Raw genomic sequence first — 25,104 nt, forward strand, 5'->3', positions numbered from 1 at the left:
AGCGGGCGATCATAATGGGGCGATGCTTGCTCGATTGATGGCGTTTTCCGTGTGGTTGCTGCTGGGTGGCTCGGCGGCGTACTGGGGTCTGCAGCTGTTCGCGCGGCCGGTGCCGATGCCCGCGTCGGTGCTGCCGGCCGGTGACGCGCGCGCGGCCCGCGTCGATCTGGCGCGCCTGCTGGGTGTGACGCCGGCGGAAGCCGCCGCGCCTGCGGAGGCGCCGACGTCCAGCCGTCTGCGTTTGCTGGGCGTCGTGGCCCCCAAGAATCCGCGCGCAGCTGAGGCTGGCGAGGGCGTGGCGCTGATCGAGGTGGACGGCGTGGCGCGAACGGTGCGCGTTGGCGCGGTGGTGGACGGTGACTTGCAATTGGTGCGGGTGGATGCCCGAAGCGCCAGCCTGGGCCGCCCGGGGCAGGCGCCGAGCCAGGTGCTGCAGATCAGCCCGCCCGATGCGCCGGCCACCGGCACGCTGCCGGCGGCGTCGCCGTCCAATGTGGTGCTGGGGGGCAACCCCGTGGGCGCCGCGGTGACGCCGGGCATGCCGATGCGCGGCAATCCGGTGCCGGCCAATCCGATGCCTGCGCCGGTGCAAAGCGCACCGCCCGTGGTGTACGGCTCACCGGTCGTGCAGCCTGCGCCCGGTGCATCCACGGACGCGGCACAAACTCAGCGTTGAAGCGCCCGCGCTGAATTGCCTGGGTTGAAGTCGGGCGTGCGCCCAAAGCGCGCGGTTGGCGGTGTCCGGACCTGAGGATCAGACCCGCAGCGTGGGCACCTGAGCGCCCGGCGCGGGCCGCATCGCCACACGGGCTTCGGCCACTTCGTGCAGGTCGGTCAGCAGTGCGGCAGCGGCGCGAATCATGGGCCAGGCCAGGGCCGCTCCGGTGCCATCGGCACTGTCCATGCCCAGTTCCAGCAGCGCAGACGCCTGGAACAAGGCCAGCGCTTCATCCAGCCCACGGTGCACGTGGCTGCGGCAGAACACGGCGTAGTCGGTGACCGGCGCGCAGATCAAGGATGCGACCTTGAGCGCCGCGCATGCGGTGATGCCATCCACCATGATCAGGCTGCGCTTGCTGGCGGCCACCAGCATGGCGCCCACCATCACGGCGATTTCATGGCCGCCGAACGCGGCCAGCACATCCATGGGCTCGCGGGCGTCGCGGTGTCGGGCGAGTGCGCCGTGCAGGACATCGAGCAGGTGCACCAGGTCGTCCTGGCGCATGGTGGGGCCGGAGATGACGAAGTCCCGCACCGGCTGCTCGGCCAGCCGCGCCAGCACCAGCGCGGCGCATTCCGGCGAGCCTTGGCCCATGCCCGCAAAGGCCAGCACGTTGCCGGGCAGGTTGTCGGCGATTTCCATGCCGACGCGCACGCCGGCGTGGGCCTGTTCCGCGCTCATGGCTTGAGCGGTGCGCGCGTTGCGCGTGCCGTGGGCCACCTTGCGGGCCAGCAAGCGGGCGTGCGGCGGCAGGTTCTCCGCCACGCCGCAGTCAACCACCGTGAGGTGCAGGCCCTGCAGCCGCGCAAACACGGACACGGGCAACTGCGAGTGCAGCGCCATCTGAACTTGGTCACGCGTGGGACGGCCCCATTGGGCGCCGACGCCATCCACCACGATGCCGTGGTCCGCCGCGAACAGGCCCAGCACCGGGTCGCGAAAACGCGGGGTCAGGCTGTTTTGCACGAGGCCCAGCCGTACGGCGAGGGGTTCCAGTTCACCCAGGGCGCCTGCGATGGCGGACCGCCGGTCGACGCGATCCCGGAGGGCTTTTTCCAGCTCCGGATTGGCAGTGGGGGAGATCAGCGACTGTTGGGCGACGGACATGGTGCACGGGGTGACGAACCCCTGCATTTCAACTCAACCCAGGAACAAGCGATAGACCGGGTTGGCCGTTTCATCCTCGAATGGATAGTTCAAACTGCCGAGAAATTCCTTCAAGGCGGCGGAATCGCCCTTGGGAACCTGGATGCCGACGAGGATTCGTCCGTAGTCGGCCCCTTGGTTGCGGTAATGGAACAAGCTGATGTTCCAGTCCGGATGCATGCTCGACAGGAAGCGCATCAGCGCGCCGGGCCGCTCCGGGAACACGAAGCGGTACAGCCGCTCGTTGCGCGCCAGCTCGCTGCGCCCGCCCACCATGTGGCGGATGTGCTGCTTGGCCAGTTCGTCGTTGGTGAGGTCCAGCGTCTGGAAGCCGGCCTTGGTGAAGGTGCGTGCCAGTTTGGCGGCTTCGTCAGGCTTGGAGATGGCGATGCCGACGAAGATGTGAGCGACCTGCGCATCGGCGATGCGGTAGTTGAACTCGGTCACGCTGCGCGGCCCGAGCAACTCGCAGAATCGCTTGAAGCTGCCGCGGGCTTCCGGGATCGTCACGGCGAAGAGAGCCTCGCGCTGCTCGCCCACCTCGGCCCGCTCGGCCACGAAGCGCAGCCGGTCAAAGTTCATGTTCGCGCCGCAGGTGATGGCGACCAGGTTTTGCCCCTTGGCGCCGGTGCGGGCCACGTATTGCTTGGCCGCGGCCACGCTCATGGCGCCGGACGGCTCCAGGATGGAGCGCGTGTCCTCGAACACGTCTTTGATGGCGGCGCACACGGCGTCGGTGTCCACCACGATGAAGTCGTCCACCAGCTCGCGCGTGATGCGGAAGGTTTCCTCGCCCACCAGCTTCACGGCGGTGCCGTCAGCAAACAGGCCCACGTCGTTCAAGGTGACCCGCTTGCCGGCCTTGACCGAACGCAGCATGGCGTCGGAGTCGGTGGTTTGCACCCCGATGACCTTGATCTCCGGGCGCAGCGCCTTGACGTAGGCCGCCACGCCGGAGATCAGGCCGCCGCCGCCGATGGCCACGAAGATGGCATCGATCGGGCCCGGGTGCTGGCGCAGCAATTCCATGGCGATGGTGCCCTGGCCGGCGATGACGTCCGGGTCGTCGAACGGGTGCACGAAGGTCAGGCCATGATCGCGCTCCAGTTCCTTGGCGTGGCCGTAGGCGTCGGTGAAGCTTTCGCCGAACAGCACCACTTCACCGCCGTGCCCGCGCACCGCGTCGATCTTGACCTGGGGGGTGGTCACCGGCATCACGATGACCGCGCGGCAGCCGAGCTTTTTGGCCGACAGCGCCACACCTTGCGCATGGTTACCGGCCGACGCGCAGATCACGCCCGCGGCCCGTTGCTCGGGCGACAGGTGCGCCATCTTGTTGTACGCACCGCGCAGCTTGAAGCTGAACACGGCTTGTTCATCTTCGCGCTTGAACCAGATCTTGTTGCCGAGCCGGCGGGAGAGCTTGGGCGCGGCGTCCAGCGAGGTTTCGCGGGCGACCTCGTAGACGCGGGCGTTCAGAATGCGCTGGAGGTAGCTGCTGCCCGGCGGCAGCATGCTCGGAACCGGCGTAGCCGCCTTGCGGGAAGGCGTGCGTCGCGAGGGCGGCCGGGCGGGGCTCATCGGGTCTCCAGGCAGTGATGTTGCAGCGCCGCATGATAGGGGAGCCCCCTGGCGCGCCCGCCTGCCGTGCCTTCGGCGAAAAAAAACCCGAGCTCTTGCAAGCTCGGGTTGAATCCACCATGGAGGCGGTGGAGGAGACAATCGGTGCGAAAACGCTTTCGCTGAGCTTTCAGTGTAGCCCCGGGTTATGCTGCGCCGCAATATTTTTGTGTGAACAAATTGGAGCTTTGCCTCTAGAGACGCCCATGGAATGCACCGTCAGTTGGTTGGGGGCTGAAGGCCCCAGTGGCATGAGTTTCATCGCGGAAACCGGCAGTGGGCACGTCGTGTCCATGGACGGCGCACCGGACGGCGGCGGCCGCAATCTGGCGCCGCGACCCATGGAAATGGTGCTGGCCGGCACGGGAGGCTGCACGGCGTATGACGTCGTGCTGATCCTCAAGCGCGGGCGCCACGATGTGCGCGGCTGCGAGGTCGCCATGAAAGCCGAGCGCGCCACCAGCGACCCGAAGGTGTTCACGGCCATTAACTTCCACTTCGTCGTCAGCGGCAAGGGGCTGAAGGCGGACATCGTGGAGCGTGCCGTGGCGCTGTCGCACGACAAGTACTGCTCCGCCACGGCCATGTTGGCCAAGACCTCGGCCATCACCACCTCCTTCGAGGTCGTGGAGGTCTGAGGACGCAGGTTTCAGATGCGGTGGGCGACGGTCGTCATGACCTTGGCTGCCAGCCGCATCGCCTGAGGGATGGGCGAAGGCAGCGAAGCGGCGCCTGCGGCTTGCGCTTCATCGGCATGGGCGGCTTCTTCCGCACGCATTTGGTCCACGATGGCGCGTGACGGCGCGTCTTCAGGCGGGAGTCGGTCCAGGTGCGATGCGAGGTGCGCCTCCACTTGGCGCTCCGTTTCCACCACAAAACCCAGGCTCCACCGATCGCCGGCGATGCCGGCCAAGCTGCCCCAGGCAAACGCGCCAGCCCACCAGGCGGGCGCCAGGTGGCTGGTGTGGCCGCCGAGCTCCCGGATGCGTGCCTCCGTCCAGGCCAGGTGGTCGAGTTCCTCCTGCGCCGCCTTCTGGAAGTGCGTGCGCAGGTCTTCCGTGCGACTGAAAAGCGCCTGCGACTGGTACAGCGCCTGGGCGCAAATCTCACCCACGTGGTTCACGCGCATCAAAGCAGCCGACAGTGTTTTTTCGGCTGGCGTGAGGTCTACGTCCTCGACCGCAGCCGCCGGCGAGCGCCGTGCCGCTCGTGCCGGCGCAAAGACCGTGCGCAGACCGTGGTCGAGCGCGGAAAGCCACCGATCCATGTTGCTCAATCTTGGCTGCGAGCCGTGGGGAACTGAGGTGTGCATCGGGTTTGTTAAGACCGTGTTTCGATGAAGAAACCGTGAACGGTGCGTGTCGTTGTCGCTCCGCAACGGCAACACATAATTTCATATCCGTGAATTCCCGAAGCCCTCGGGCTCTGGTGGAATACGCCCACTTCCGCACAGGAGGTGAGCTGCTGTGCTTTTCAGCGCCGGCTCGGATGAATACCTAGGAGTATCGAATGAAAAAAGCTCTGATTGCCCTGGCCGTCCTCGGTCTGACCGGCGGCGCTGCCGTTGCGCAATCGTCTGTCACTCTGTTCGGCATCGTTGACGCCGACATGAAGTACGTCAAGACCGGCAGTGCTTCGATGAACAAGCTGGATTCCTCCGGCCTGAACACCAGCCGTTTCGGCGTGCGCGGCACGGAAGACCTCGGTGGCGGCCTGAAGGCTGGCTTCTGGCTGGAATCCGAAGTCGGTACCGACACCGGTCTGGCTGCCAACGGCGGCGCTTTCTGGGGCCGTCGCGCCACGGTGAGCCTCAGCGGCGAATTCGGTGAAGTGCGTCTGGGTCGCAACAAGACCGTGTCGCGCCTGCACGTTGAAGAGTTCGACCCGACGTCCTTCACGGGCCTGGGCAGCGTCAGCGTGCTGTTCAACAACCTGGGCAGCGGCAACAGCACCTCGTTCGGCCGTGCCGACAACCTGGTGTCGTACTCTCTGCCGGGCAACCTGAACGGCTTCTACGGCGGCGTTGACCTGTCGGCCGGCGAAGGCACGGGCACCAACAAGGGCCAGTCCTTCCGTCTGGGCTACAAGAACGGTCCGCTGCACGTGTCCGGCGCCTACGCCAACACGTCCAACGCTGGCGACACCAGCAAGTTCAAGCTGACCTCGATCGGCGCCGCCTATGACTTCGGCGTGGTGCGTCCTTCGTTCTCGTACACCGAGAACAAGTACATGGCGCGCAAGCAGGAAATCATGACGGTGTCGGCTACGGCGCCGGTGGGCACGCAAGGCCAACTGTGGGCGTCGTACTCGTCCGCCAAGACCAGCGGCGAAACCGGTTTCGCCACCGTCGGTACCCCGAAGCTGTTCGCTCTGGGTTACATCCACAACCTGTCCAAGCGCACCGCGCTGTACACGACTGTGGCTGAACTGAAGAACGACGGCACGACGCGCTTCATCCTGGGCGGCGCCCCGGCCGCGACGGCCAACGGTCAAAAGTCCACGGGCTTCGACGTCGGTATCCGTCACAGCTTCTGACGCCCGGCGGCTCCGGCCGCTTGAGATCAGGTCGAGCCGCCCATCGGGCGGCTTTTTTTATGTCTCGCGCGAGACAGGGCAAGCGCTGTGGACATTCCACAACACGAAAGCGCGATTGCGGGACGGCTTGGCAGAGAATCAGTTCGTTCACTTTCCTAGCAGGAGACAACCTTGATGAAAAAAGCCACCTTGGCCGTCGCTGTCCTGGCCGCCAGCACCTCTGCTGCCTGGGCTCAATCCAGCGTCACGCTGTATGGCATCGTCGATGCAGGCTTGCGCTACACGAGCAATGCCAACGCCGGCACCAGCACCAAGACCATGACTCCTGGCGGCATGTCGCAAAGCCGTCTGGGTGTGAACGTCACCGAAGACATGGGTGGCGGCCTGAAGGCTCTGGTGAACATGGAGCACCGCCTGAACTCCGACACCGGCGCTGCTTCGTCGGGCACGGACTTCTGGCGCCAAGCCTGGGTGGGTCTGCAGTCGAATGAGTTCGGCCAAATCCGACTGGGCCGTCAGTACAACATCCTGTTTGACCTGTACACCTCGACCTTCGCGTCCTTCCGCTACTCGCCGTACATCGAGGCTTACAAGCCCGAAATCGGCATGGCCATGGCGGCGCGCCAAGACAACATGGTCAAGTACCTGGTTCAGTTCGGCAACGTGTATGGCGAACTGCAAATGAGTGCTGGCGAAGGTCAGTCGGGTGCTGCAGCCGCGTTGCCCAACAAGACCATCGGCGGCCTGGTTCGCTACAGCGACGGCAAGTTCGGCGCGGGCGGTGCCTACCTGCAAGCCACCGAGCAAACCGGCAAAAAGATCAAGGCCACGGTGTTCGGCGCGTCGTACACGGACGGTCCGCTGTACGTTCACGCCTCGTGGGGTGAGAACAAGTTCGAGAACCCCTTCACCCTGCTGAACCAGTCCAGCGCTGCCGCTTTCGGCGCGTCGGCTGCAGCCGGTTCTGCCGCCAACATCGCCCTGACCACCCGCGGTGCGTACACCAGCGGCATCCTGGGCGCCAACGTGTTCAACGCCGACTCGGCTGACATCAAGAAGCGCACGATGGTCATGTTCGGCGCCACTTACCAGCTGACGCCTCAGCTGAACGTGGGTGCCAACGTGTGGCTGACCGAGCAAACGCACTACGGCACGGCCCAAAACCTGGCCGCTCCGTTTGCTGCTGCCCTGGCTGCCAGCACCGGCATGTCGACCAACGCCAACGTCAAGTCCAAGGCGGACTTCTTCGCCGTGGTGTTCGACTACGCCTTCTCCAAGCGCACCGACGCTTACCTGGAAGTCGACTACACCAAGACCAGCGGCGAAGTGCTGTTCGCCAACGGCGCTGGCAAGCGCGGCGGCGCCATGGTGGGCGTGCGTCACCGCTTCTGATCATGCGGCGGGGCTTGCCCCCGCTTTTGCATCTTGCACGGGCCGCTCAAGCGGCCCGTTTGCTTTTGGGCTTCAGCCTGCTCGTCGGGGTATGTCCTGCCCAAGGACTTTCCCGGACGTTTGGCGTGGGCGCGTTTCGCCATCATGGGCGCTTCGTTCAACGCGTCCTGCGTGGTTTCAAGGCTTCATGCTGGTATTCATTCTTCGACGCTTGGTGCAGGCGCTGGTGGTCATGCTGTCGGTGGCCTTCATCGCTTTCATGTTGTTCCAGTACGTCGGCGACCCCGTCACGAACTTGCTGGGGCAGGATGCCACCGAGGAGCAGCGCGTGGCGCTGCGCAAAGACCTCGGGCTGGACCAACCGTTTCCGGTTCAGTTCGCGCGCTTTGCTGCCAATGCCGCGCAGGGCGAGTTCGGCATCAGCCTTCGGCAAGGCCGCAAGGTGTCGTCGCTGATCGGCGAGCGCTTCCCGGCAACCTTGGAACTGGCCGTGGTAGCCGGGCTGATCGCCCTGGGGCTGGGCATTCCGTTGGGTGTTTACGCGGCCTTGCGCCGCGGCCGGGCCAGTGCCCAACTGCTGATGACCGGCACGCTGTTTGGCGTGAGCCTGCCGAACTTCGTCATCGGCATCGTGCTGATCTGGGTGTTTGCGGTTGAACTGAAATGGCTGCCCAGTTTTGGTCGCGGTGACGTGGTGGCCCTGGGCGGCTGGACCTCGGGCCTGCTGACGCGTGACGGGCTGCTGCACTTGATCTTGCCGGCCTGCACGCTGTCGGCGTTTCAGCTGACCTTGATCATGCGGCTGGTGCGCGCCGAGATGTTGGAAGTGCTGCGCACCGACTACATCCGCTTTGCGCGGGCCCGCGGCCTCACGGATCGCAGCGTGTACTTCAGCCACGCTTTGAAGAATACGCTGGTGCCAGTGATCACCATCACGGGCTTGCAGCTGGGCTCGCTGATCGCGTTTGCCATCATCACCGAGCAGGTGTTCCAGTGGCCGGGCATGGGGCTGCTGTTCATCCAGGCCGTGCAGTTCGCAGACATCCCGGTGATGGCCGCCTACCTGTGTCTGATCTCGTTGATCTTCGTCGTTATCAACTTGGGCGTGGATCTGCTGTATTTCGCCGTCGACCCGCGCCTGCGCGTCGAGGGCAAGGCGCATTGAGCATGGCGGCCGACGTGACTTCCTCTTCTTCGGCGCTGCGGCGCTTCTTCGACGGCGACGTCTGGTATTCCTTCCGGACGTCACCCGTAGCCATGGTGGCGGCCACCGTGGCGGTGCTGGTGTTCGTCTGCGCGATGGCTGCCGAGTGGGTGGCGCCGCACAACCCGTTCGACCTGGCGACGCTGGAACTGCTCGATTCGCTGAAGCCGCCCGCTTGGGTGGCCGGGGGCGAGGTGAAATACCTGCTGGGCACGGACGGTCAGGGGCGGGACATCCTGTCAGCGCTGATGTACGGCGCCCGCATTTCGCTCCTGGTGGGCGTGGCGTCGGTGCTGCTGTCCATCCTGATTGGCGTGAGCCTGGGTTTGTTGGCGGGTTTCGTTGGCGGCCGAACGGATGCTTTCATCATGCGCGTGTGCGACGTGATGCTGTCGTTCCCGTCCATCCTGGTGGCCTTGATGATCAGTGGGGTGGGCCGCAGCCTGTTCCCGCATGCGCCGGATGCGCTGGCGTTCGTGGTGCTGGTGCTGGCGATTGCGTTGACCGGCTGGGTGCAGTACGCCCGCACGGTGCGAGGCTCCACGCTGGTGGAGCGCAACAAGGAATACGTGCAGGCCGCCCGGGTGATTGGCGTGCCCAGCTTGCGCATCATGCGGCGCCACGTGCTGCCCAACGTGCTGGGCCCGGTGTTGGTGCTGGCCACGATCCAGATTGCCTCGGCCATCATCACCGAGGCCACGTTGTCGTTCCTGGGGGTAGGGGTGCCGGCCACCAGCCCTTCGCTGGGCACCTTGATTCGCAACGGCAACGACTACCTGTTCTCCGGTGAATGGTGGATCACTGCATGGCCCAGCCTCACGCTGATCCTCATCACGCTGAGCGTCAACCTGCTGGGCGACTGGCTGCGTGATGCCCTCAACCCTCGCCTGCGATGACTGCGCCCGTTCTTGAAGTGAGCCACCTGCGGGTGGAGTTCCCCACGCGCCATGGCACTTTGCGTGCGCTGGATGATGTGTCGTTCGAGATCGCCCCGGGCGAGGTGTTGGGCGTGGTGGGTGAGTCCGGCGCCGGCAAATCGCTGACGGGTGCCGCCATCATCGGCCTGCTGGACCCGCCGGGCCGCATTGCGGCCGGCGAGATCCGCCTGGGCGGCCAGCGCATCGACAACCTGCCCTACGACGCCATGCGACGCATTCGCGGACGCGAGATCGGCGCCGTGTTTCAGGACCCGCTCACATCGCTCAACCCGCTCTACACCGTGGGGCGCCAGTTGGTCGAGACCATCACCACGCATCTCGGCTTGACCGCATCGCAGGCTCGAGCCCGCGCCATCGAGCTGCTGGCGGCAACCGGCATTCCGGCACCCGAGGCCCGTGTCGATCACTTCCCCCACCAGTTCTCCGGCGGCATGCGGCAGCGCGTGGTGATTGCACTGGCGCTCGCGGCCAACCCCAAGCTGATCGTGGCGGATGAGCCCACCACCGCGCTGGATGTGTCCATCCAGGCGCAGATCATTGCCTTGCTCAAGCGCGTGTGCCGAGAGCAGGGCGCCGCCGTCATGCTGGTGACCCACGACATGGGCGTGATTGCTGAAACCTGCGACCGCGTTGCAGTGATGTATGCCGGCCGTGTGGCCGAGATCGGCCCGGTGGCCGACGTCATCCACCGCCCGGCGCACCCCTACACCCTGGGCTTGATGGGTTCCATTCCGGCCATGGACGAAGACCGCGAGCGCTTGCTCCAGATTGACGGTGCCATGCCGCGCCTCAACGCGATTCCAGCCGGCTGTGCGTTCAACCCACGCTGCGGTCGGGCGGTCGATCGCTGCCGTGCGCAGCGCCCGGAACTGACGGCCACCGGTGCGACGCATGCCGCGTGCTGGTTGCCCGTGTCGCACGGAGAGTCCGCATGAGCGAGCCGTTGGTGGAAGTGCACGACCTGGCCAAGGTGTTCGACGTCTCGCCGCCGTGGCTGAACCGGGTGGTGGAGCGCAAGCCCAAGGCGTTTGTTCATGCCGTCGATGGCGTCAGCTTCAGCATCGCCCGTGGCAGCACCTTGGCCTTGGTGGGTGAGAGCGGCTGCGGCAAGAGCACGGTGGCGCGCTTGCTGGTGGGGTTGTACGGCGCCAGCCGCGGCGCGGTGCGCTTCGATGGGCAGGACATCGCCCAGACCCTGGCGGGGCCCGGTGCGCTGGCGTTGCGCCGGCGCATGCAGATGATCTTCCAGGACCCCTACGCCTCGCTCAACCCACGCTGGAAGGTGCTGGACATCGTGGCGGAGCCGTTGCGCGAGCACGGCCTGGTGCGTGACGATGCCCAGGCCCGTGCACGTGTGGGCGAACTGCTGAGTTCCGTGGGCCTCAACCCGGCCGATGCCGCGAAGTTTCCGCACCAGTTTTCCGGCGGGCAGCGCCAGCGCATCTCAATTGCCCGGGCTCTGGCCACGCAGCCCGAGTTCCTCGTGTGTGATGAGCCGACCTCTGCGCTGGATGTGTCCGTGCAGGCGCAGGTGCTCAACATCATGAAGGACCTGCAGCGGCAGCAGGGGCTGACCTACCTGTTCATCTCCCACAACCTGGCTGTTGTGCGCCACGTGGCGGACCAGGTGGGCGTGATGTACCTGGGGCGGTTGGTGGAAGTGGCAGCCAAGCAGGACTTGTTTGCCAGCCCCCGGCACCCCTACACGCGGATGCTGCTGGACGCGATTCCCGACATCCACATGACCGGCCGGGCCCGCACCCCGGTGCAGGGCGAGGTGCCCAACCCGCTGAACCCGCCGAGCGGGTGCAGTTTTCACCCGCGCTGCCCTTTGGCGAATGAGCGCTGCAAGGCGGAGCGGCCCGCGCTTCGGAGCCTGGGCGGCATTCGCGTGGTGGCCTGCCACGCGGTGGAGGAGGGGCGGGCGCCCTGATCAGCCCCGGATCACCGCGCGGTGCTGCTGGCCGCTGGAGCGGCGGGCGCGGATGCGGCGGCGCTCGGTTTGGGCAGGGTCAAGGGCCCCTTTTGCCCACAACCCGCAAGGGCTGCAAGGGTGATGCTGAGGGCGGCCAAGCACCCCCCTACACTGACGGCGTTTTTCTTCATCGCTTCAGTGTATGCCCCTGCCCGACGCCGAATACCTTGCCAAAGCCCACGACCTGCTGGCCCGCATTGAGGCCCAGATCGACACTTGGCTGGATGACGATGTCGTGGACATCGACACCCACCGAACCGGCGGCCTGCTGGAGTTGAGCCTGCCGGGCGGCAGCAAGATCGTCATCAACACCCAGCCACCGCTGCAGGAGATCTGGGTGGCGGCACGCTCCGGCGGCTACCACTTCAAGTGGGACGGCGCCAACTGGGTGAATCGTGAGGGCGAGGAGTTTTGCGAGCGCCTGTCTCGCAGCGTGAGCGAGCAGGCGGGTCAGGCCTTGACCTTCAAGGCCTGACGCAGCCGCACGCCATCAGCGTTTGAAGAGGTCCAGGATGGACTTCTTTTCGTCGTCCGACGCAGTGGCCGGCACGTTGGGCTCGTTGGACAGTTCGCGCACGCCGTTGCCCGAGGTGAATTCCTCGTAGAACCACTCGCCGTTCACGTTGATGACGCCCTCCGGCGGGGTGATCTCATCCACCGGCTTGCCCTTGAGCGCGTAGCTCATGTATTCGATCCACACCGGCAGGCTCAGGCCGCCACCGGTTTCGCGGTCGCCCAGCTTGCGCGGCTGGTCGTAGCCGATCCACACGATCGCCACCAGGTCTTTTTGGTAGCCGGCAAACCAGGCGTCCATGGAGTCGTTCGTCGTGCCGGTCTTGCCGTAGACGTCTGGGCGCTTCAGTGTGGCCTGGGCGCGGGCGGCCGTGCCGCTGCGTGTCACTTCTTGCAGCAAGCTGCTCATCAGAAAGGCGTTGCGCGGCTCCAAGGCGCGGGCGTCGTCCGACAGCGACGCCGGCGCAGCCTCGTACAGCAGTCGGCCGTTGTTATCCGTGATCTTGGCAATCAGCTGCGGGCTGACCCGGTAGCCACCATTCGCAAACACGGCATAGCCCTGGGCCATCTGCATCGGGGTGACGGAGCCGGCCCCGAGTGCCATGGTCAAGTACGCGGGGTGCTTCTCGGCCTCGAAGCCGAAGCGCGTGATCCAGTCTTGCGCGTACTTCACGCCGATGGAGTGCAGCACCCGGATCGACACCATGTTCTTGGACTTGGCGAGCGCCGTGCGCAGCGGCATCGGGCCCTCGAACTTGCCGTCGTAGTTCTTGGGCTCCCACGGCTGGCTGCCGGTGGTGCCGGCGTCGAAGAACAGCGGCGCGTCGTTCACCACGGTGGCGGGCGTGAACCCCTTCTCCAGGGCTGCCGAGTAGATGAACGGCTTGAAGCTGGAGCCCGGCTGCCGCCAGGCCTGGGTGACGTGGTTGAACTTGTTCTTCGCGTAGTCGAAGCCGCCCACCATCGCGCGAACCTGGCCGGTGCGCGGGTCCATCGAAACGAACGCACCTTCCACCTCCGGCAGTTGCGTGATCGTCCACTCGTTGCCGTCCTTTTGCTTTACGCCTTTCACCACCCGAATCACGGCACCGCGCCGGATGCGGGTCTTGGGGTTGCCTTTGTCAGACAGGCCGGAGGTGGCTGGCTTGAGGCCTTCGCCGGACACCTGGATGGACTCGCCGCTTTGCAGCACGGCCACGACTTTCTTCGGGTCGGCATCCAGCACCACGGCGGCCAGCAATTCGTCGTTGGCCGGGTGGTCGGCCAGCACCACGGCGACACGAGCATCCAGCTCGCGCGGTTCGGCGGGCAGGTCGACGTAGGCCTCGGGGCCGCGATACACCTGGCGCTTCTCGTAGTCCAGGATGCCCCGACGCAGCGCGCGATAGGCGCTGTTTTGCTCACCGCTGTTCAGGGTGAGGTACACGTTCAGCCCGCGGGAGTAGGCCTCGTCGCCGTACTGATTGAAGATGAGTTGCCGTGCAGCTTCGGCCACGAATTCGGCATGTGAGGCCGATTCGGTGGCCGGGCGGATGCGCAGCTTCTCGGCCTTGGCCGCGTCGCGTTGCTCTTCGGTGATGTAGCCCGTCTCGTACATCCGCTCGATGATGTACTGCTGCCGAATCGTGGCGCGGCGCGGGTTGTTGATCGGGTTGTACGCGGACGGCGCCTTGGGCAGGCCGGCCAACATCGCGGCTTCGGCCACGCTGATCTTGTCGAGGGGTTTGCCAAAGTACACCTCGCTGGCGGCCGCAAAGCCGTGCGCCCGATGCCCCAGGAAGATCTGGTTCATGTAGATCTCGAGGATCTTCTCCTTGGACAGCGCGGACTCGATCTTCAGCGCCAACAGGATCTCGTAGATCTTGCGTGTGAAGGTCTTCTCGGTGGACAGGTAGAAGTTGCGCGCCACCTGCATGGTGATGGTGGAGGCGCCCTGGCTGCGGGACTCGCCCACGTTGGCCAGGCCGGCGCGAATCACGCCCAGGTAGTCCACGCCACCGTGCTGATAGAAGCGTGCGTCCTCGATGGCCAGCACGGCTTCCTGCATGACCTTGGGGATCTGCTGGATGGGCAGGTAGCTGCGCCGTTCTTCGCCGAACTCGCCGAGCAGGATGCCGTCGGACGACAGGATGCGCATGGGCAGCTTGGGCCGGTACTCGGTCAGCCCCCCGATGTCGGGCAGGTTGGGGTAGGCCAGCGAGAGGGCCAGACCTACCAGCAGAACCACCGCGAACACCCCGCCCGCGATCAGGCCCAGCATCCACAAGCCCCAGCGGGTCAGGCGAGCGCTCATGGGGCGGGCGTTGGGGGCGGGGCCGGCAGTTGACGGGGTGGACGCTGCGGATCGAGGCGTGTCGTTCATGAGCCGGCGGGTCGCGCTGAAGGCGCGTTGCGAAGAGGCGGCGGATTATAGGAAGGGGTATCCCTTTGACATTCGGCGGGATCGGGGCCCCAAACCCTGTGTAAAACACCCGCCGCCCAGGCGTTTTTCATGAGCGCCGCCCCTGCCGCAATCGTGTATGTTTAGCAACGTGGCGTTACGAGCTCGGGCCGATTTCGCCTTCGGCGTCAACGGCTTTGCTGCTAGCATTCAAGTAACTTATTAATAGTCGGCACCCCCTGGCGTGCCGGGAACCAAGGGCATGGGAATACTTGACGCACTGCTGGGTCGCAAGCACCCACCGCTCATTGGGCTGGATATCAGCTCATCCAGCGTCAAGCTGGTGGAATTGAGCCAGACGAAAACGGGTGAGCTCGTGCTGGAGCGCTTTGCCAGCGAGCCGTTCGAAAAAGGCTGGATCATCGACGGCCAGGTCGAGAAGTTCGACGAAGTGGCTGACGCGGTGCGCCGCGTGGTGGCCCGCAGCGGCAGCCGCATCCGCGATGCGGCGCTGGCCATGCCTCAGTCGGCCGTCATCACCAAGAAAATCATGCTGCCCGCTGGCCTTCGCGAGGAAGAGCTGGAGTTGCAGGTCGAGGCCGAGGCCAACCAGTACATCCCGTTCTCGCTGGACGAAGTGAGCCTGGACTTCTGCGTCATCGGCCCCAGCCCGACTTCCGTGGGTGACGTGGAAGTGCTCATCGCCGCGTCTCGAAAAGACCGTGTGCAAGACCGCCAAGGTCTCGCCGAGGCCGCAGGCCTGAAGCCCGTGGTGCTCGACATCGAGTCGCACGCCTCACGCATGGCCATGAGCCGCCTGATTGCCGCGTTGCCCAGCGAGGGCAAAGACGCGTTGGTGGCACTGTTCGAGATTGGGGCGGACACCACCAGCCTCAAGGTGCTGCGAGACGATGAGTTGCTTTACGACCGGGACCAGTCGTTCGGCGGCTCGCAGCTGACGCAACTCATCTCGCGCCAGTACGGCTTCTCTTTCGAGGAGGCCGAGCAGAAAAAGCTCAACAACGACCTGCCGGAAGACTACGACACCAGCGTGCTGAACCCGTTTGTGGACAGCCTGTCCCAGGAAATCGGGCGTGCGCTGCAGTACTTCTTCACCAGCACGCCGCACCACAAGGTGCACTACGTGATGCTGGCGGGCGGTACGGCCACCTTGCCGGGCTTGAAGGAACGGGTGACGGACCTGACGGGCTTCGCCTGCATGGTGGTCAATCCGTTCGAGAACATGGGCATGGGCGCCGCCGTCCGAGAGTCCAAGTTGCGTCGTGAAGCGCCGTCGTATCTCACGGCCTGCGGTCTGGCGATGCGGAGGTTCTACCAGTGATCCTGATCAACCTGCTGCCGTATCGCGAAGAACGGCGCAAACGGCGCAAAGCCGCATTTTTTGCAGGTCTGGGGTTCTCGGCCGTGTTGGGCGTCGGCATCGTCGCTGCCGGCTACTTGCTGCTGCAATTCCTGACCACGGAGCAACAGGCGCACAACCAGTACATCCAGACCGAGATCGGTCGCCTGGAATCTCAAATCAAGGACATCGCGGAACTCAAGACCGAGATCGAGTCACTGCAAGCGCGGCAACGCGCGGTCGAAGACCTGCAGACGGATCGCAACACGCCGGTTCAGTTGCTGAATGACTTGGCCCGTTTGGCGCCGGAGGGGGTGTACCTGACGGCCATCCGCCAAGAGGGCAAGGTGGTCACGCTGAGTGGCATTGCGCAGACGAACGAGCGTGTGTCCGAGTACTTGCGCAACGTTTCTCGTGGCTCGGAGTGGCTCGACAAGCCCGACCTCATCGAAGTGAAGCTGGCAGCCGTGACGACGAACTCGCGCGACGCGCGGCGCCTGCTCGATTTCTCGATGAAGGTGTCCATCAAGGCGCCGCCGCGAGAGGCTGAGCAATCGGCGTCCGCGCCCAAGAAGAGCTGAGCGACCATGGCGACGTCTCTATCCAAAATCGACTTGAACGTCTGGTTCGCTGGCGTTTCGAGCCAGTTCGAAGGCCTGGATCCGAAGGAGCCCGGCCAATGGCCGTTGCTGCCGAAGTTGGCGACGGCACTGTTCGTGATGGCGCTGACCGTCGGCGCTGGCTACGTGTTGGTGCTGTCGGATGTACAGACGGCGCTCGACGCCGAGCGCGATCGCGAGCCGCAACTGCGCGCCGATTACCAGACCAAGCTCACCCAAGCCATCAACCTGCCCGAGCTGCGCAAGCAAAAGAGCCAGGTCGAGGAATATGTGACGCAGTTGGAAAAGCAACTGCCGGGCAAAGCCGACATCGATTCCCTGCTGTCTGACATCAGCAGCGCCGGTGTTGGTCGTGGCTTGCAGTTCGAGTTGTTCCGGCCCGGTCAGGTGCTGATCAAAGACTATTACGCGGAGCTGCCGATTGCGGTGAAGGTCTCGGGTCGGTATCACGACATCGGTGCCTTTGCGGCGGATGTGTCGAACCTCTCGCGCATCGTGACGTTGCACAACTTGATCGTGTTGAACCCGCCGGCCAACAAGGACACGTCGGGTGCCTTGACGATGGAAGCCACGGCGCGCACCTATCGCTACCTCGACGCGACCGAAGTGGCCGAGCAACGCAAGGCCGCAGCCAAGGCGGGGGTCAAGAAATGAAGCGCTTGATCGCACCCCTGGCCCTGTGCTCGTTGCTGTCCGCGTGTGGCGGCGACATCGACGAGCTCCGTCAATGGATGGACCAGCAACGCAAGGAGGCCAAACCGACGGTTTCGCCTCTGGTCCCGCCCAAGAAGTTTTTGCCCCAACCTTACGAAGCAGCTGCGGGTGTGGACCCGTTCAGCCCGCAAAAGCTGAGCGTTGGGATCAAGCAGGAAGCGGCGCAGCCCAACTCGTTGCTCACGGCCGAAATGAGCCGCCGCAAGGAGCCGCTGGAAGCCTATCCGCTGGACACCATGTCCATGGTGGGCAGCTTGACGCGTGACAACAAGCGTTTCGCTTTGCTTCGCGTCGATAACCTGCTCTACCAGGTCAAGGCCGGGGACTACCTCGGGCAGAACTTCGGGCGCATCACGAAGATCACCGAAACCGAAATCAGTTTGCGAGAAGTCGTCCAAGATGCTGCGGGCGAGTGGATCGAGCGCATCAGTACGCTCCAGCTACAGGAGAAGGGACGATGAAAAGGACAACGCAGGAGAACAAGTCGATGGGCCTGAGCCGGATGCTGGGATTTGCACTCGCGTTGCTCGCCACGCCCGCCGCCTGGGCTGAAGCGCAAATTCGCGCCATCAACGCCAGCCAGCAGGCCGGTGTGGATGTGGTTCGGATTGAGCTGAGCGAGCCTCTGAGCGCCTTGCCTGCCGGGTTCACCGTGCAGGCGCCGCCGCGCATTGCCATTGATCTGCCGGGGGTGACCAACGCCATCGGCCGTAATCAAGTGGATATCAACCAGGGCAACCTGCGCTCCGCGAATGTTGCCCAAGCCGGTGATCGGTCGCGCGTCGTGCTGAACCTTCGCAACGCGTCGGGCTACAAGGCCAAGCTGGAGGGCAATGCGCTGGTTTTGGTGCTGGATGCTGCGGGTGTTCCGGCACAAGCAGCAGGTGAGCCTGTCCACTTTGCACAGAGCTTGAATGCAACGCCGCTGGCGCTGCGCGATGTCGACTTCCGCCGGGGGGCTGAAGGATCGGGTCGTGTGGTGGTCAGCCTGCCGAGCAACCAGGTCGGCGTGGACATCCAGCAGCAGGGTCCCAACCTGGTCGTTGAGTTCCTGCGGTCGAGCGTGCCGGAGAACCTGCGTCGCCGCGTGGATGTGGTCGATTTCGGGACGCCCGTGCAGATGATCACGACCTCTCAGGTCGGCGACCGCGTGCGCATGGTGGTCGAGCCCAAGGGCAATTGGGAGCACAGCGCCTACCAAAGCGACAACCAATTCGTGCTGGAGGTTCGCCCGCAAAAGGTCGATCCGAACAAGCTGACGCAAGGGCCGGGGTACGCCGGAGACAAGCTGTCGCTGAATTTCCAGAACATCGAAGTTCGCGCACTGCTGCAGGTCATTGCAGATTTCACCAACTTCAACGTGGTGACCAGCGACACGGTTACGGGCACCGTAACCCTGCGCTTGAAGGATGTGCCGTGGGATCAAGCCCTGGACATCATCATGCAGGCCAAGGGTTTGGGCCTGAAGAAGTCCGGCAACGTCTTGTGGATTGCGCCGAAGGATGAACTCGCAGCCAAGGAAAAGCTGGAACTGGAGTCCAAGGCTGCCATTGCGCAACTGGAACCGCTGCGCAACCAGTCCTTCCAGCTCAATTACGTGAAGGCCGAGGACATTGCCAAGGGGCTGACGGGGCAAAGCACCGGGTCCAGCGGCGGCGGTTCTGGCAACGCGACTCGCATCCTGTCGTCCCGCGGCAGCGTGATCTTCGAGCCGCGCACGAATCAGCTGTTTGTGTCGGACACGCCGAGCAAGCTGGAAGAAATTCAAAGCATGATCGCCAAGATCGACATTCCGGTTCGCCAGGTGTTGATCGAAGCGCGCATTGTTGAAGCCAACGACAAGTTCGGCCGCGCCCTGGGTGTGAAGTTGGGCGCCAACGATTTGCGCGGTCAACAGGGGGGCATTCCGGGTTACGGCGTGGGCGGTGGCAACTACGTGACGCTGGGTGGTAACTACAACGCCGTGGGCTCGCAAACGAACCAGGGCGCTGGCGCTGCGTACAGCAACACCCAGTTCATCAATTTGCCGGCCAACGTGTCGGCGGACAGCTTTGCTGGCGCGACCGCCACCAACGTGGCGCTGACTTTGTTTAGCGCAACAGCCAACCGTTTCTTGAATCTTGAACTGTCGGCGTTGGAATCCGATGGCAAGGGCAAGATCGTTTCCAGCCCCCGTGTTGTGACGGCCGATCAAACCAAGGCCATCATCGAGCAGGGTGAAGAGTTGCCTTACCAGCAGGCGACGTCCAGCGGCGCAACCTCCGTGTCGTTCAAAAAAGCGGTGCTCAAGCTCGAAGTGACCCCGCAAATCACGCCCGAGGGTGGCGTCATCATGACCGTGGATGTCAACAAAGACAGCCGCGGCACGCTGACCCCGCAGGGCTACGCCATCAACAACAAGCACGTGGCCACGCAGGTTCTTGTTGAGAACGGCGGCACGGTCGTGATTGGTGGCATCTACACCCAGGACGAGGGTGAAACAGTCAACAAGGTTCCGGTGCTGGGTGATGTCCCTGTGCTTGGCAACCTTTTCAAGAACAAGACGCGTACGACATCGAAGACCGAGTTGCTGATCTTCCTGACCCCGAAGGTGGTCACCGAGCGAGCGACCCTGCGCTGAGGCGCGAGATATTCACCGGAGTTTGAGCATGTTTTTTCAATCCAATGCCATTCAGGGCTGGCGTCGAATCGTCCAGTCGGTGATTGGGCTCGGAATGACTGCGGCCCTGGTCGCTTGCGGAGGCGGTGGCGGTTCAGCTGGAACTTCAGTGTTCCCAGGTGGTACCGAGACTCCGAACCTCACCGGTTTGTCAATCTCCGGCAATAGCACTCTGGCAAACAACGGAACCGACACCTTGGCCGTGAAGGTCACGGCGCTCACTACGGGCAACGCTGCCCTCGTCGGCAAAACGGTGCCGGTGACCTTGTCCGTGTCCAGCGGAGCAGTCATCACGGCAGCCGGTAACACGACGGGTTCGAGCGATGGTGCTCTCAGTGCATCGGTTAGCCTGACGGACCGTACCAGCCGCCCTGTGACGGTGACGGCCACCAGCGGCAGCATCACGCAAACCTTCACGTTCAACGTCGTGGATAGCGTCACGGGCAGCAAGGTGGCTGACATCTCTCTCGTGACGGACCGGGCTACGTTGCCGAACAACGGCACGCAATCGGTGACGATCACGGCAACGACGCTAGATTCGTCCCGCGGCGCGGCGGGTGGAGTCCCACTCACCTTTGCGGTCGATGATCCCGTCAAGTCAGCCTTTGTCGTCGTCTCCGGTGGCGCCACAGCGACTGATTCGGCTTCGGGTCAATTGAAAGCAACGGTATCGTTGGGCGCAAATCTGTCCAACCGAACCGTCAAGGTCACAGCGACTAGCGGGACGGTGTCTCGCCAAGTTAGCTTTGATGTGGTGGATTCCGCAGCAGTCACGCCCACCGCAGCGGACATGTCGATCGCATTGGATCGGGCGACGGTCGGCAACGGTGGCAGCGATCAAGTGGCCGTCACGGTCACTGCAGTTGATTCGAGCCGAAATGCGGTCAAGGACATTGACGTTACGTTCAGCGTTGACTCGAACGCGGTCTTGGTGGTCGGCAACTCCAAGACGGCGGCCGACGGTACTGCCAAAGCGACGGTCACCATCGGGGCGGATCGGTCCAATCGTTTGGTGACGGTGACAGCCAAGAGTGGCACGTTCTCCCGTCAAGCTTCATTCCGGGTAACGGGTGCCAAACTCCAGGCGACGCTGCAGCCCGCGACGTTGAAGGTGGGCGAGTCCGGACAAGTTCAATACACCCTGACGGATGTGAACTCCAATCCCATGGTGGGTGCGGTCGTCAAGGTGCAAGGTCCGGGTGACGCGCTGAGTGCGACGGGTGTCACAGACAGCCGTGGCCAGTATTTGTATAGCTACGTAGCCTTCGGCTCTGGTGCGATGCAGATTGCGGGACAAGCCGGCGGAGCCTCAATCACGAGCATGGTTCAGGTGGATGCCAAGTTGGCTGATGTTCCGGCTCAGACAAACATTGCGTCGGCCACGTTTACGGCCTCGCAATCGGTGGTCAGTGTCAATGCGGTCGGTTCTAAGGACAACCGTGCTGAGCTGCGTTTCTTGTTCTTGACTGAGAACAACGTGCCAGTGCCGAACGTGCGAGTGCGTGTGGGTCTGGGTGCGAATGCATCGGGAACCGATGGGGATATTGGCACTGGTAAGGACGTGCTGGTGACATCCGACGCAAACGGCGTTGCAGTTTCCAGTTTTATTCCCGGCCAGCGTGCGAGTTCGACGGAGCAGGTTATTGTTTTTGCTTGCTTCGGTAAGACGGATCAAGTTGAGTCGATAGCAGCTTGCCCGGCAGATCGGTTGCGCTCCGTTGCCTTAACCGTCGTTGAACAGCCGCTGTCGATCACGATTGGCACAGACAACCTTATTGGAACGGGAGCAAACGGGCTCACCTATACGCAGAAATTCACCGTGTTGGTGGTTGATGCTGCTGGCCTTCCGAAGCCCGATGTGCAACTGACACCTTTGTTGGATTTGCCGACGTATGCGAAAGGTTTTTACGTTTACAACTCCGACCTCAAGCAATGGCTTCAAAATGTGGCCGCCACTTGCATTGCTGAAGACAGCTCGCCGATTGGTTTCCGGAACGGGACAATCGAGCGAACTTCGGCGGGCGTCTCGGAAGACATCAACGGCAATGGCCAATTGGACCCGCGCAAGTCCGATGTGTCGGTTGCGATGGTTGGGTCGACGAAGACAGACGTCAACGGCACTGCGGTCGTGCGCATTGAATATCCGATGAGCTACGGTAGTTGGGTGGAGTATTCGATCCGAGTAACGGCCGCGGGTGTGGTGAGTCCGCCAGCTTGGTTTGGGCGCATTGCCAGCCCTGGTTATTCGCTGACATCCCTCACCGGTGTGGCGATGACGACAGGTGTGCCTTTTTCCGTGGTGAAGGCAGAGGGCGCTCCGCCGTTTGTCTTCAGCCCGTATGGCACTTCGAGCTTGTGCACCAGCCCCAACTGATACTCGCTGGAGGTTTCAACTGAAGCCGCTTGTGATCGCCCTCGTCGGCATGCCTGGCGGTGGAAAGTCCACCGTCGGCAAACAACTGGCACGCCAAATCGGCGTGCCTTTTTTTGATTCCGACCATGAAATTGAGCGGCGTGCTGGTACCAGCGTGCGCGAGTTTTTCGATCGGCACGGCGAGGACTCTTTCCGGGATTTGGAAAGCCAGGTGATCGCTGATCTGGTCGCCGAGCCGGGGGACCGAATCCTGGCCACCGGAGGCGGGGCCGTGTTGCGGGAAATCAATCGTGACGTGTTGCACCGCGGGGCGACCGTCCTGTATTTACGCTCGACACCCGAAGATTTGTTCCGCCGGCTGCGGCATGACACGACGCGGCCGTTGCTGCAGGTGCGTGACCCGCTGGCCAAGTTGCGCGAGCTCCATCACCAGCGTGATCCGCTGTATCGGCGCTGCGCGCATTTCGTGCTGGAGAGTGCGCGGCCGTCGGTGCATGCGCTCGTCAACATGGCGCTGATGCAACTGGAGCTGGCTGGATTGCTGGATCCGGGGCGCGTGGCTGCCACGGTGGGCGCCGAGCCGGTTTGAGCGGCGTTGACGAGGCCTTGCCGACCTGCGGAGGTCCGGCCGCGTGGCGGCTCGTAAACTGGGTTGATGCAATTGCCTGACGTTGTTCGCATCCCGCTGCCTGAAGGGCGGGACTATGAAATCCGGATTGGCGCCGGGCTGCTCGGTCAGTCGGCTTCTTGGGCCGGTTTGCCGCGCGCTTCGGCCGCGGTCATCGTGACCAACGAAACGGTGGCGCCGCTGTATGCCGAGCGACTGCGTGAGCAACTCGCTGCCGTGTATGCCCGCGTGGACGTCGTTGCGCTGCCGGACGGCGAGTCGTTCAAAGACTGGCCCACGCTGAATCGTGTGTTCGACCACCTCCTGCAGGAAGCGTTGGACCGCAAGACGGTGCTCTTCGCCTTGGGCGGTGGCGTGATCGGTGACATGACCGGCTTTGCCGCCGCCACCTACATGCGCGGCGTGCCCTTCGTGCAAGTGCCGACCACCTTGCTTGCGCAGGTGGACTCGTCGGTGGGCGGCAAAACCGCGATCAACCACCCGCTGGGCAAGAACATGCTGGGCGCGTTCTACCAGCCGGTTCGCGTGTTGGCGGATCTGGACACCTTGGACACGCTGCCGGACCGCGAACTGCGCGCCGGGCTGGCTGAAATCATCAAATACGGCCCGATCGCCGATGCTGCGTTTCTGGACTGGATCGAGGACAACCTCGCCGGCCTGCTGAGTCGTGACAAAGCGCTGTTGGCATACGCGGTGCGGCGCAGCTGCGAGATCAAGGCCGACGTGGTGGGCCAGGATGAGCGCGAGCAAGGACTCCGCGCGATTCTCAATTTCGGCCACACCATCGGCCACGCGATTGAAGCGGGCTTGGGCTACGGCGAGTGGCTGCACGGCGAAGCCGTGGCCTGCGGCATGGTGCTGGCCGCTGATCTGTCTTGTCGGCTGGGATTCGTGCCGCAAGCTTTCGTTGAGCGGCTGCGGAGCCTGATTCAGCGCGCTGGCTTGCCTGTCCAGCCGCCGCAACTTGGAGTCGAGCGTTGCTTGCAGCTGATGCGCGTCGACAAGAAGGCGGAGGCCGGCGACATCCGCTTTGTCGTCATCGAGGGCGTGGGGTGCGCGGGGCTGCGTCCGGTGCCAGACGACCTGATCGCCGCAGTGCTCCGCGATCACGGCGCGGGCTGATGCTCATGCAGGCTCATGCACCCTATGCCGCCCAGCCCGGTCGCAGCCGGGGGCGCCGGATTCATGAGCCTTCGGCGCCGACACGCAGCGAGTTCCAGCGAGACCGCGACCGCATCATCCACAGCACGGCCTTTCGGCGGCTGGTCTACAAGACGCAGGTATTCCTCAACCACGAGGGCGACCTGTTCCGCACCCGTCTGACCCACTCGATCGAGGTGGCGCAGTTGGGGCGCTCCATCGCGCGCAGTCTCGCGCTGGACGAAGACCTGGTGGAGGCCGTGGCGCTGGCGCACGACCTGGGCCACACCCCGTTCGGTCATGCAGGTCAGGATGTGTTGGACGAATGCATGAAGCCCTTCGGTGGCTTCGAACACAACCTGCAATCCCTTCGGGTGATCGACCACCTGGAGCAGCGCTACCCAGCCTTCGATGGCCTGAATCTGTGCTTTGAAACACGCGAAGGGGTGCTCAAGCACTGCTCGCGGCGCAATGCAGAGTTGATCGATGCACAGGAGCCCGGCGGCATTGCGTCGCGGTTCTTGCGTGGCGGCCAGCCCAGTTTGGAGGCGCAGCTCTGCAACCTCGCCGACGAAGTGGCCTACAACGCCCACGATGTGGACGACGGCGTGCGCTCCGGGCTGATCGGACTGGAACAACTGCTGGCCGTCGACCTCGTGCGTGAGCACTGTGACGATGCGCGACGGGAACATCCGCAGCTGACGGGGAAGCGGCTGCTGTTCGAAACCATCCGCCGCATGCTGTCGGCTCAGGTTTATGACGTGATCGATGCTTCGCGGGCGGCTTTGGTCGAGGTGGCGCCTGCCGATGTGGATGCGGTGCGCGCTCACAGCCATCCGCTCATCCGCTTCAGCGCGGACATGCGCGCGCGCAGCACCGCCCTCAAGCGCTTCCTCTTCGCCAACCTGTACCGCCACCCGCAAGTACAGCAGACGCGCGCCCGGGCCGAGACGGTGCTGCGCGATCTCTTCTCGATCTACCAGTCGGACCCGACCCAACTGCCCCCAGACTTTGCCCAGCGGCCCGACCTGCCGCGCGCCTGCGCGGACTACATCGCCGGCATGACGGATCGGTTCGCCATCCGAGAGCACCAGCGCCTGACGGGACAACAGCTGTTCTGAAGCCGCTCAGCGTGGCCAAACTGCGCGCCGCGCGGAGCCGACTCAACGAGCCAGCAGATATTCC

23 protein-coding genes are annotated in these 25,104 nt (G+C 64.1%); 18 read left to right on the forward strand and 5 right to left on the reverse strand.

The window, feature by feature from the left end:
* Positions 1-22: 22 nt before the first annotated feature.
* Positions 23-676: a type II secretion system protein N gene (locus ACG01O_RS01995; protein ID WP_394380766.1), complete on the forward strand. Its 654-nt coding sequence runs from the start codon at positions 23-25 to the stop codon at positions 674-676.
* Positions 677-754: 78 nt separating this feature from the next.
* On the opposite strand, the gene ACG01O_RS02000 is transcribed toward ACG01O_RS01995, so the two are convergent.
* Complete coding sequence (locus tag ACG01O_RS02000; RefSeq protein WP_394380769.1) at positions 755-1,828, reverse strand: nicotinate-nucleotide--dimethylbenzimidazole phosphoribosyltransferase; 1,074 nt, start codon at positions 1,826-1,828, stop codon at positions 755-757.
* A gap of 33 nt (positions 1,829-1,861) precedes the next feature.
* On the reverse strand, positions 1,862-3,382 hold the full coding sequence (ilvA, locus tag ACG01O_RS02005; RefSeq protein WP_394382468.1) for a threonine ammonia-lyase, biosynthetic: 1,521 nt from the start codon (positions 3,380-3,382) through the stop codon (positions 1,862-1,864).
* 311 nt (positions 3,383-3,693) lie between these two features.
* On the opposite strand from ilvA, the gene ACG01O_RS02010 reads away from it, so the two are divergent.
* Positions 3,694-4,125 (forward strand): OsmC family protein, encoded by a 432-nt coding sequence (locus ACG01O_RS02010; RefSeq protein ID WP_394380772.1) that lies wholly within the window; start codon positions 3,694-3,696, stop codon positions 4,123-4,125.
* Between the two features lie 11 nt (positions 4,126-4,136).
* Here the strand turns inward: ACG01O_RS02010 and coq7 are convergent, their stop codons facing one another.
* Positions 4,137-4,754 (reverse strand): 2-polyprenyl-3-methyl-6-methoxy-1,4-benzoquinone monooxygenase, encoded by a 618-nt coding sequence (gene coq7, locus ACG01O_RS02015; RefSeq protein WP_394380775.1) that lies wholly within the window; start codon positions 4,752-4,754, stop codon positions 4,137-4,139.
* 242 nt (positions 4,755-4,996) lie between these two features.
* Between coq7 and ACG01O_RS02020 the strand changes: the two genes are divergently transcribed.
* From ACG01O_RS02020 to ACG01O_RS02045, 6 genes are all read left to right on the forward strand, one after another.
* On the forward strand, positions 4,997-6,022 hold the full coding sequence (locus ACG01O_RS02020; RefSeq protein ID WP_394380778.1) for a porin: 1,026 nt from the start codon (positions 4,997-4,999) through the stop codon (positions 6,020-6,022).
* A 174-nt stretch (positions 6,023-6,196) separates the two neighbouring features.
* Positions 6,197-7,414 (forward strand): porin, encoded by a 1,218-nt coding sequence (locus ACG01O_RS02025; protein ID WP_394380781.1) that lies wholly within the window; start codon positions 6,197-6,199, stop codon positions 7,412-7,414.
* 187 nt (positions 7,415-7,601) lie between these two features.
* Positions 7,602-8,579, forward strand: coding sequence for an ABC transporter permease (locus ACG01O_RS02030; RefSeq protein WP_394380784.1), 978 nt, complete (start codon positions 7,602-7,604; stop codon positions 8,577-8,579).
* A gap of 2 nt (positions 8,580-8,581) precedes the next feature.
* Positions 8,582-9,514, forward strand: a complete 933-nt coding sequence (locus tag ACG01O_RS02035) for an ABC transporter permease (protein WP_394380786.1) — start codon at positions 8,582-8,584, stop codon at positions 9,512-9,514.
* Complete coding sequence (locus ACG01O_RS02040; RefSeq protein ID WP_394380789.1) at positions 9,511-10,491, forward strand: ABC transporter ATP-binding protein; 981 nt, start codon at positions 9,511-9,513, stop codon at positions 10,489-10,491. The genes ACG01O_RS02035 and ACG01O_RS02040 overlap by 4 nt, the downstream gene beginning before the upstream one ends.
* Positions 10,488-11,489, forward strand: coding sequence for an ABC transporter ATP-binding protein (locus ACG01O_RS02045; protein ID WP_394380793.1), 1,002 nt, complete (start codon positions 10,488-10,490; stop codon positions 11,487-11,489). The genes ACG01O_RS02040 and ACG01O_RS02045 overlap by 4 nt, the downstream gene beginning before the upstream one ends.
* An 11-nt stretch (positions 11,490-11,500) precedes the next feature.
* Here the strand turns inward: ACG01O_RS02045 and lptM are convergent, their stop codons facing one another.
* Positions 11,501-11,662 carry an LPS translocon maturation chaperone LptM gene (lptM, locus tag ACG01O_RS02050; protein WP_394380796.1) on the reverse strand — a complete coding sequence of 54 codons (162 nt, stop codon included), beginning with the start codon at positions 11,660-11,662 and terminating at the stop codon, positions 11,501-11,503.
* A gap of 11 nt (positions 11,663-11,673) precedes the next feature.
* On the opposite strand from lptM, the gene cyaY reads away from it, so the two are divergent.
* Complete coding sequence (gene cyaY, locus ACG01O_RS02055; RefSeq protein ID WP_394380799.1) at positions 11,674-12,006, forward strand: iron donor protein CyaY; 333 nt, start codon at positions 11,674-11,676, stop codon at positions 12,004-12,006.
* A 15-nt stretch (positions 12,007-12,021) separates the two neighbouring features.
* On the opposite strand, the gene ACG01O_RS02060 is transcribed toward cyaY, so the two are convergent.
* Positions 12,022-14,337, reverse strand: coding sequence for a penicillin-binding protein 1A (locus ACG01O_RS02060; RefSeq protein ID WP_394380801.1), 2,316 nt, complete (start codon positions 14,335-14,337; stop codon positions 12,022-12,024).
* 349 nt (positions 14,338-14,686) lie between these two features.
* Here ACG01O_RS02060 and ACG01O_RS02065 point away from each other — a divergent pair, with 349 nt between their 5' ends.
* The 9 genes from ACG01O_RS02065 to ACG01O_RS02105 all read left to right on the forward strand — a co-directional run bounded on the left by ACG01O_RS02065 (position 14,687) and on the right by ACG01O_RS02105 (position 25,040).
* A complete protein-coding gene (locus tag ACG01O_RS02065; protein ID WP_394380804.1) occupies positions 14,687-15,766 on the forward strand; it encodes a pilus assembly protein PilM in 1,080 nt (359 codons plus the stop codon).
* Entirely contained in the window at positions 15,763-16,365 is a 603-nt protein-coding gene (locus ACG01O_RS02070) for a PilN domain-containing protein (RefSeq protein ID WP_394380806.1), read from the forward strand. Before ACG01O_RS02065 ends, ACG01O_RS02070 begins: the two co-directional genes overlap by 4 nt.
* A 6-nt stretch (positions 16,366-16,371) precedes the next feature.
* Positions 16,372-17,058 carry a type IV pilus inner membrane component PilO gene (locus ACG01O_RS02075; RefSeq protein ID WP_394380809.1) on the forward strand — a complete coding sequence of 229 codons (687 nt, stop codon included), beginning with the start codon at positions 16,372-16,374 and terminating at the stop codon, positions 17,056-17,058.
* Positions 17,055-17,579, forward strand: coding sequence for a pilus assembly protein PilP (locus ACG01O_RS02080; RefSeq protein WP_394380812.1), 525 nt, complete (start codon positions 17,055-17,057; stop codon positions 17,577-17,579). Before ACG01O_RS02075 ends, ACG01O_RS02080 begins: the two co-directional genes overlap by 4 nt.
* Positions 17,576-19,738, forward strand: coding sequence for a type IV pilus secretin PilQ (locus ACG01O_RS02085; protein ID WP_394380814.1), 2,163 nt, complete (start codon positions 17,576-17,578; stop codon positions 19,736-19,738). The genes ACG01O_RS02080 and ACG01O_RS02085 overlap by 4 nt, the downstream gene beginning before the upstream one ends.
* A 28-nt stretch (positions 19,739-19,766) precedes the next feature.
* A complete protein-coding gene (locus ACG01O_RS02090; RefSeq protein WP_394380817.1) occupies positions 19,767-22,151 on the forward strand; it encodes a hypothetical protein in 2,385 nt (794 codons plus the stop codon).
* A 49-nt stretch (positions 22,152-22,200) separates the two neighbouring features.
* Entirely contained in the window at positions 22,201-22,740 is a 540-nt protein-coding gene (locus ACG01O_RS02095) for a shikimate kinase (protein WP_474102196.1), read from the forward strand.
* A 66-nt stretch (positions 22,741-22,806) separates the two neighbouring features.
* Positions 22,807-23,901 carry a 3-dehydroquinate synthase gene (gene aroB, locus ACG01O_RS02100; protein WP_394380823.1) on the forward strand — a complete coding sequence of 365 codons (1,095 nt, stop codon included), beginning with the start codon at positions 22,807-22,809 and terminating at the stop codon, positions 23,899-23,901.
* Positions 23,901-25,040, forward strand: a complete 1,140-nt coding sequence (locus tag ACG01O_RS02105; RefSeq protein WP_394382471.1) for a deoxyguanosinetriphosphate triphosphohydrolase — start codon at positions 23,901-23,903, stop codon at positions 25,038-25,040. The genes aroB and ACG01O_RS02105 overlap by 1 nt, the downstream gene beginning before the upstream one ends.
* Positions 25,041-25,104: the final 64 nt, after the last annotated feature.

It is taken from the genome of Pelomonas baiyunensis (assembly GCF_043555935.1).
In the GTDB taxonomy this organism is placed as follows: domain Bacteria; phylum Pseudomonadota; class Gammaproteobacteria; order Burkholderiales; family Burkholderiaceae_C; genus Pelomonas; species Pelomonas baiyunensis.

Coding starts and splice junctions, on each gene's coding strand:
- ACG01O_RS01995 (WP_394380766.1), top strand. CDS start 23: ATGCTTGCTCGATTGATGGCGTTTTCCGTGTGGTTGCTGCTGGGTGGC.
- ACG01O_RS02000 (WP_394380769.1), bottom strand. CDS start 1,828: ATGTCCGTCGCCCAACAGTCGCTGATCTCCCCCACTGCCAATCCGGAG.
- ilvA (WP_394382468.1), bottom strand. CDS start 3,382: ATGCTGCCGCCGGGCAGCAGCTACCTCCAGCGCATTCTGAACGCCCGC.
- ACG01O_RS02010 (WP_394380772.1), top strand. CDS start 3,694: ATGGAATGCACCGTCAGTTGGTTGGGGGCTGAAGGCCCCAGTGGCATG.
- coq7 (WP_394380775.1), bottom strand. CDS start 4,754: ATGGATCGGTGGCTTTCCGCGCTCGACCACGGTCTGCGCACGGTCTTT.
- ACG01O_RS02020 (WP_394380778.1), top strand. CDS start 4,997: ATGAAAAAAGCTCTGATTGCCCTGGCCGTCCTCGGTCTGACCGGCGGC.
- ACG01O_RS02025 (WP_394380781.1), top strand. CDS start 6,197: ATGAAAAAAGCCACCTTGGCCGTCGCTGTCCTGGCCGCCAGCACCTCT.
- ACG01O_RS02030 (WP_394380784.1), top strand. CDS start 7,602: ATGCTGGTATTCATTCTTCGACGCTTGGTGCAGGCGCTGGTGGTCATG.
- ACG01O_RS02035 (WP_394380786.1), top strand. CDS start 8,582: ATGGCGGCCGACGTGACTTCCTCTTCTTCGGCGCTGCGGCGCTTCTTC.
- ACG01O_RS02040 (WP_394380789.1), top strand. CDS start 9,511: ATGACTGCGCCCGTTCTTGAAGTGAGCCACCTGCGGGTGGAGTTCCCC.
- ACG01O_RS02045 (WP_394380793.1), top strand. CDS start 10,488: ATGAGCGAGCCGTTGGTGGAAGTGCACGACCTGGCCAAGGTGTTCGAC.
- lptM (WP_394380796.1), bottom strand. CDS start 11,662: ATGAAGAAAAACGCCGTCAGTGTAGGGGGGTGCTTGGCCGCCCTCAGC.
- cyaY (WP_394380799.1), top strand. CDS start 11,674: ATGCCCCTGCCCGACGCCGAATACCTTGCCAAAGCCCACGACCTGCTG.
- ACG01O_RS02060 (WP_394380801.1), bottom strand. CDS start 14,337: ATGAGCGCTCGCCTGACCCGCTGGGGCTTGTGGATGCTGGGCCTGATC.
- ACG01O_RS02065 (WP_394380804.1), top strand. CDS start 14,687: ATGGGAATACTTGACGCACTGCTGGGTCGCAAGCACCCACCGCTCATT.
- ACG01O_RS02075 (WP_394380809.1), top strand. CDS start 16,372: ATGGCGACGTCTCTATCCAAAATCGACTTGAACGTCTGGTTCGCTGGC.
- ACG01O_RS02080 (WP_394380812.1), top strand. CDS start 17,055: ATGAAGCGCTTGATCGCACCCCTGGCCCTGTGCTCGTTGCTGTCCGCG.
- ACG01O_RS02085 (WP_394380814.1), top strand. CDS start 17,576: ATGAAAAGGACAACGCAGGAGAACAAGTCGATGGGCCTGAGCCGGATG.
- ACG01O_RS02090 (WP_394380817.1), top strand. CDS start 19,767: ATGTTTTTTCAATCCAATGCCATTCAGGGCTGGCGTCGAATCGTCCAG.
- ACG01O_RS02095 (WP_474102196.1), top strand. CDS start 22,201: ATGCCTGGCGGTGGAAAGTCCACCGTCGGCAAACAACTGGCACGCCAA.
- aroB (WP_394380823.1), top strand. CDS start 22,807: ATGCAATTGCCTGACGTTGTTCGCATCCCGCTGCCTGAAGGGCGGGAC.
- ACG01O_RS02105 (WP_394382471.1), top strand. CDS start 23,901: ATGCTCATGCAGGCTCATGCACCCTATGCCGCCCAGCCCGGTCGCAGC.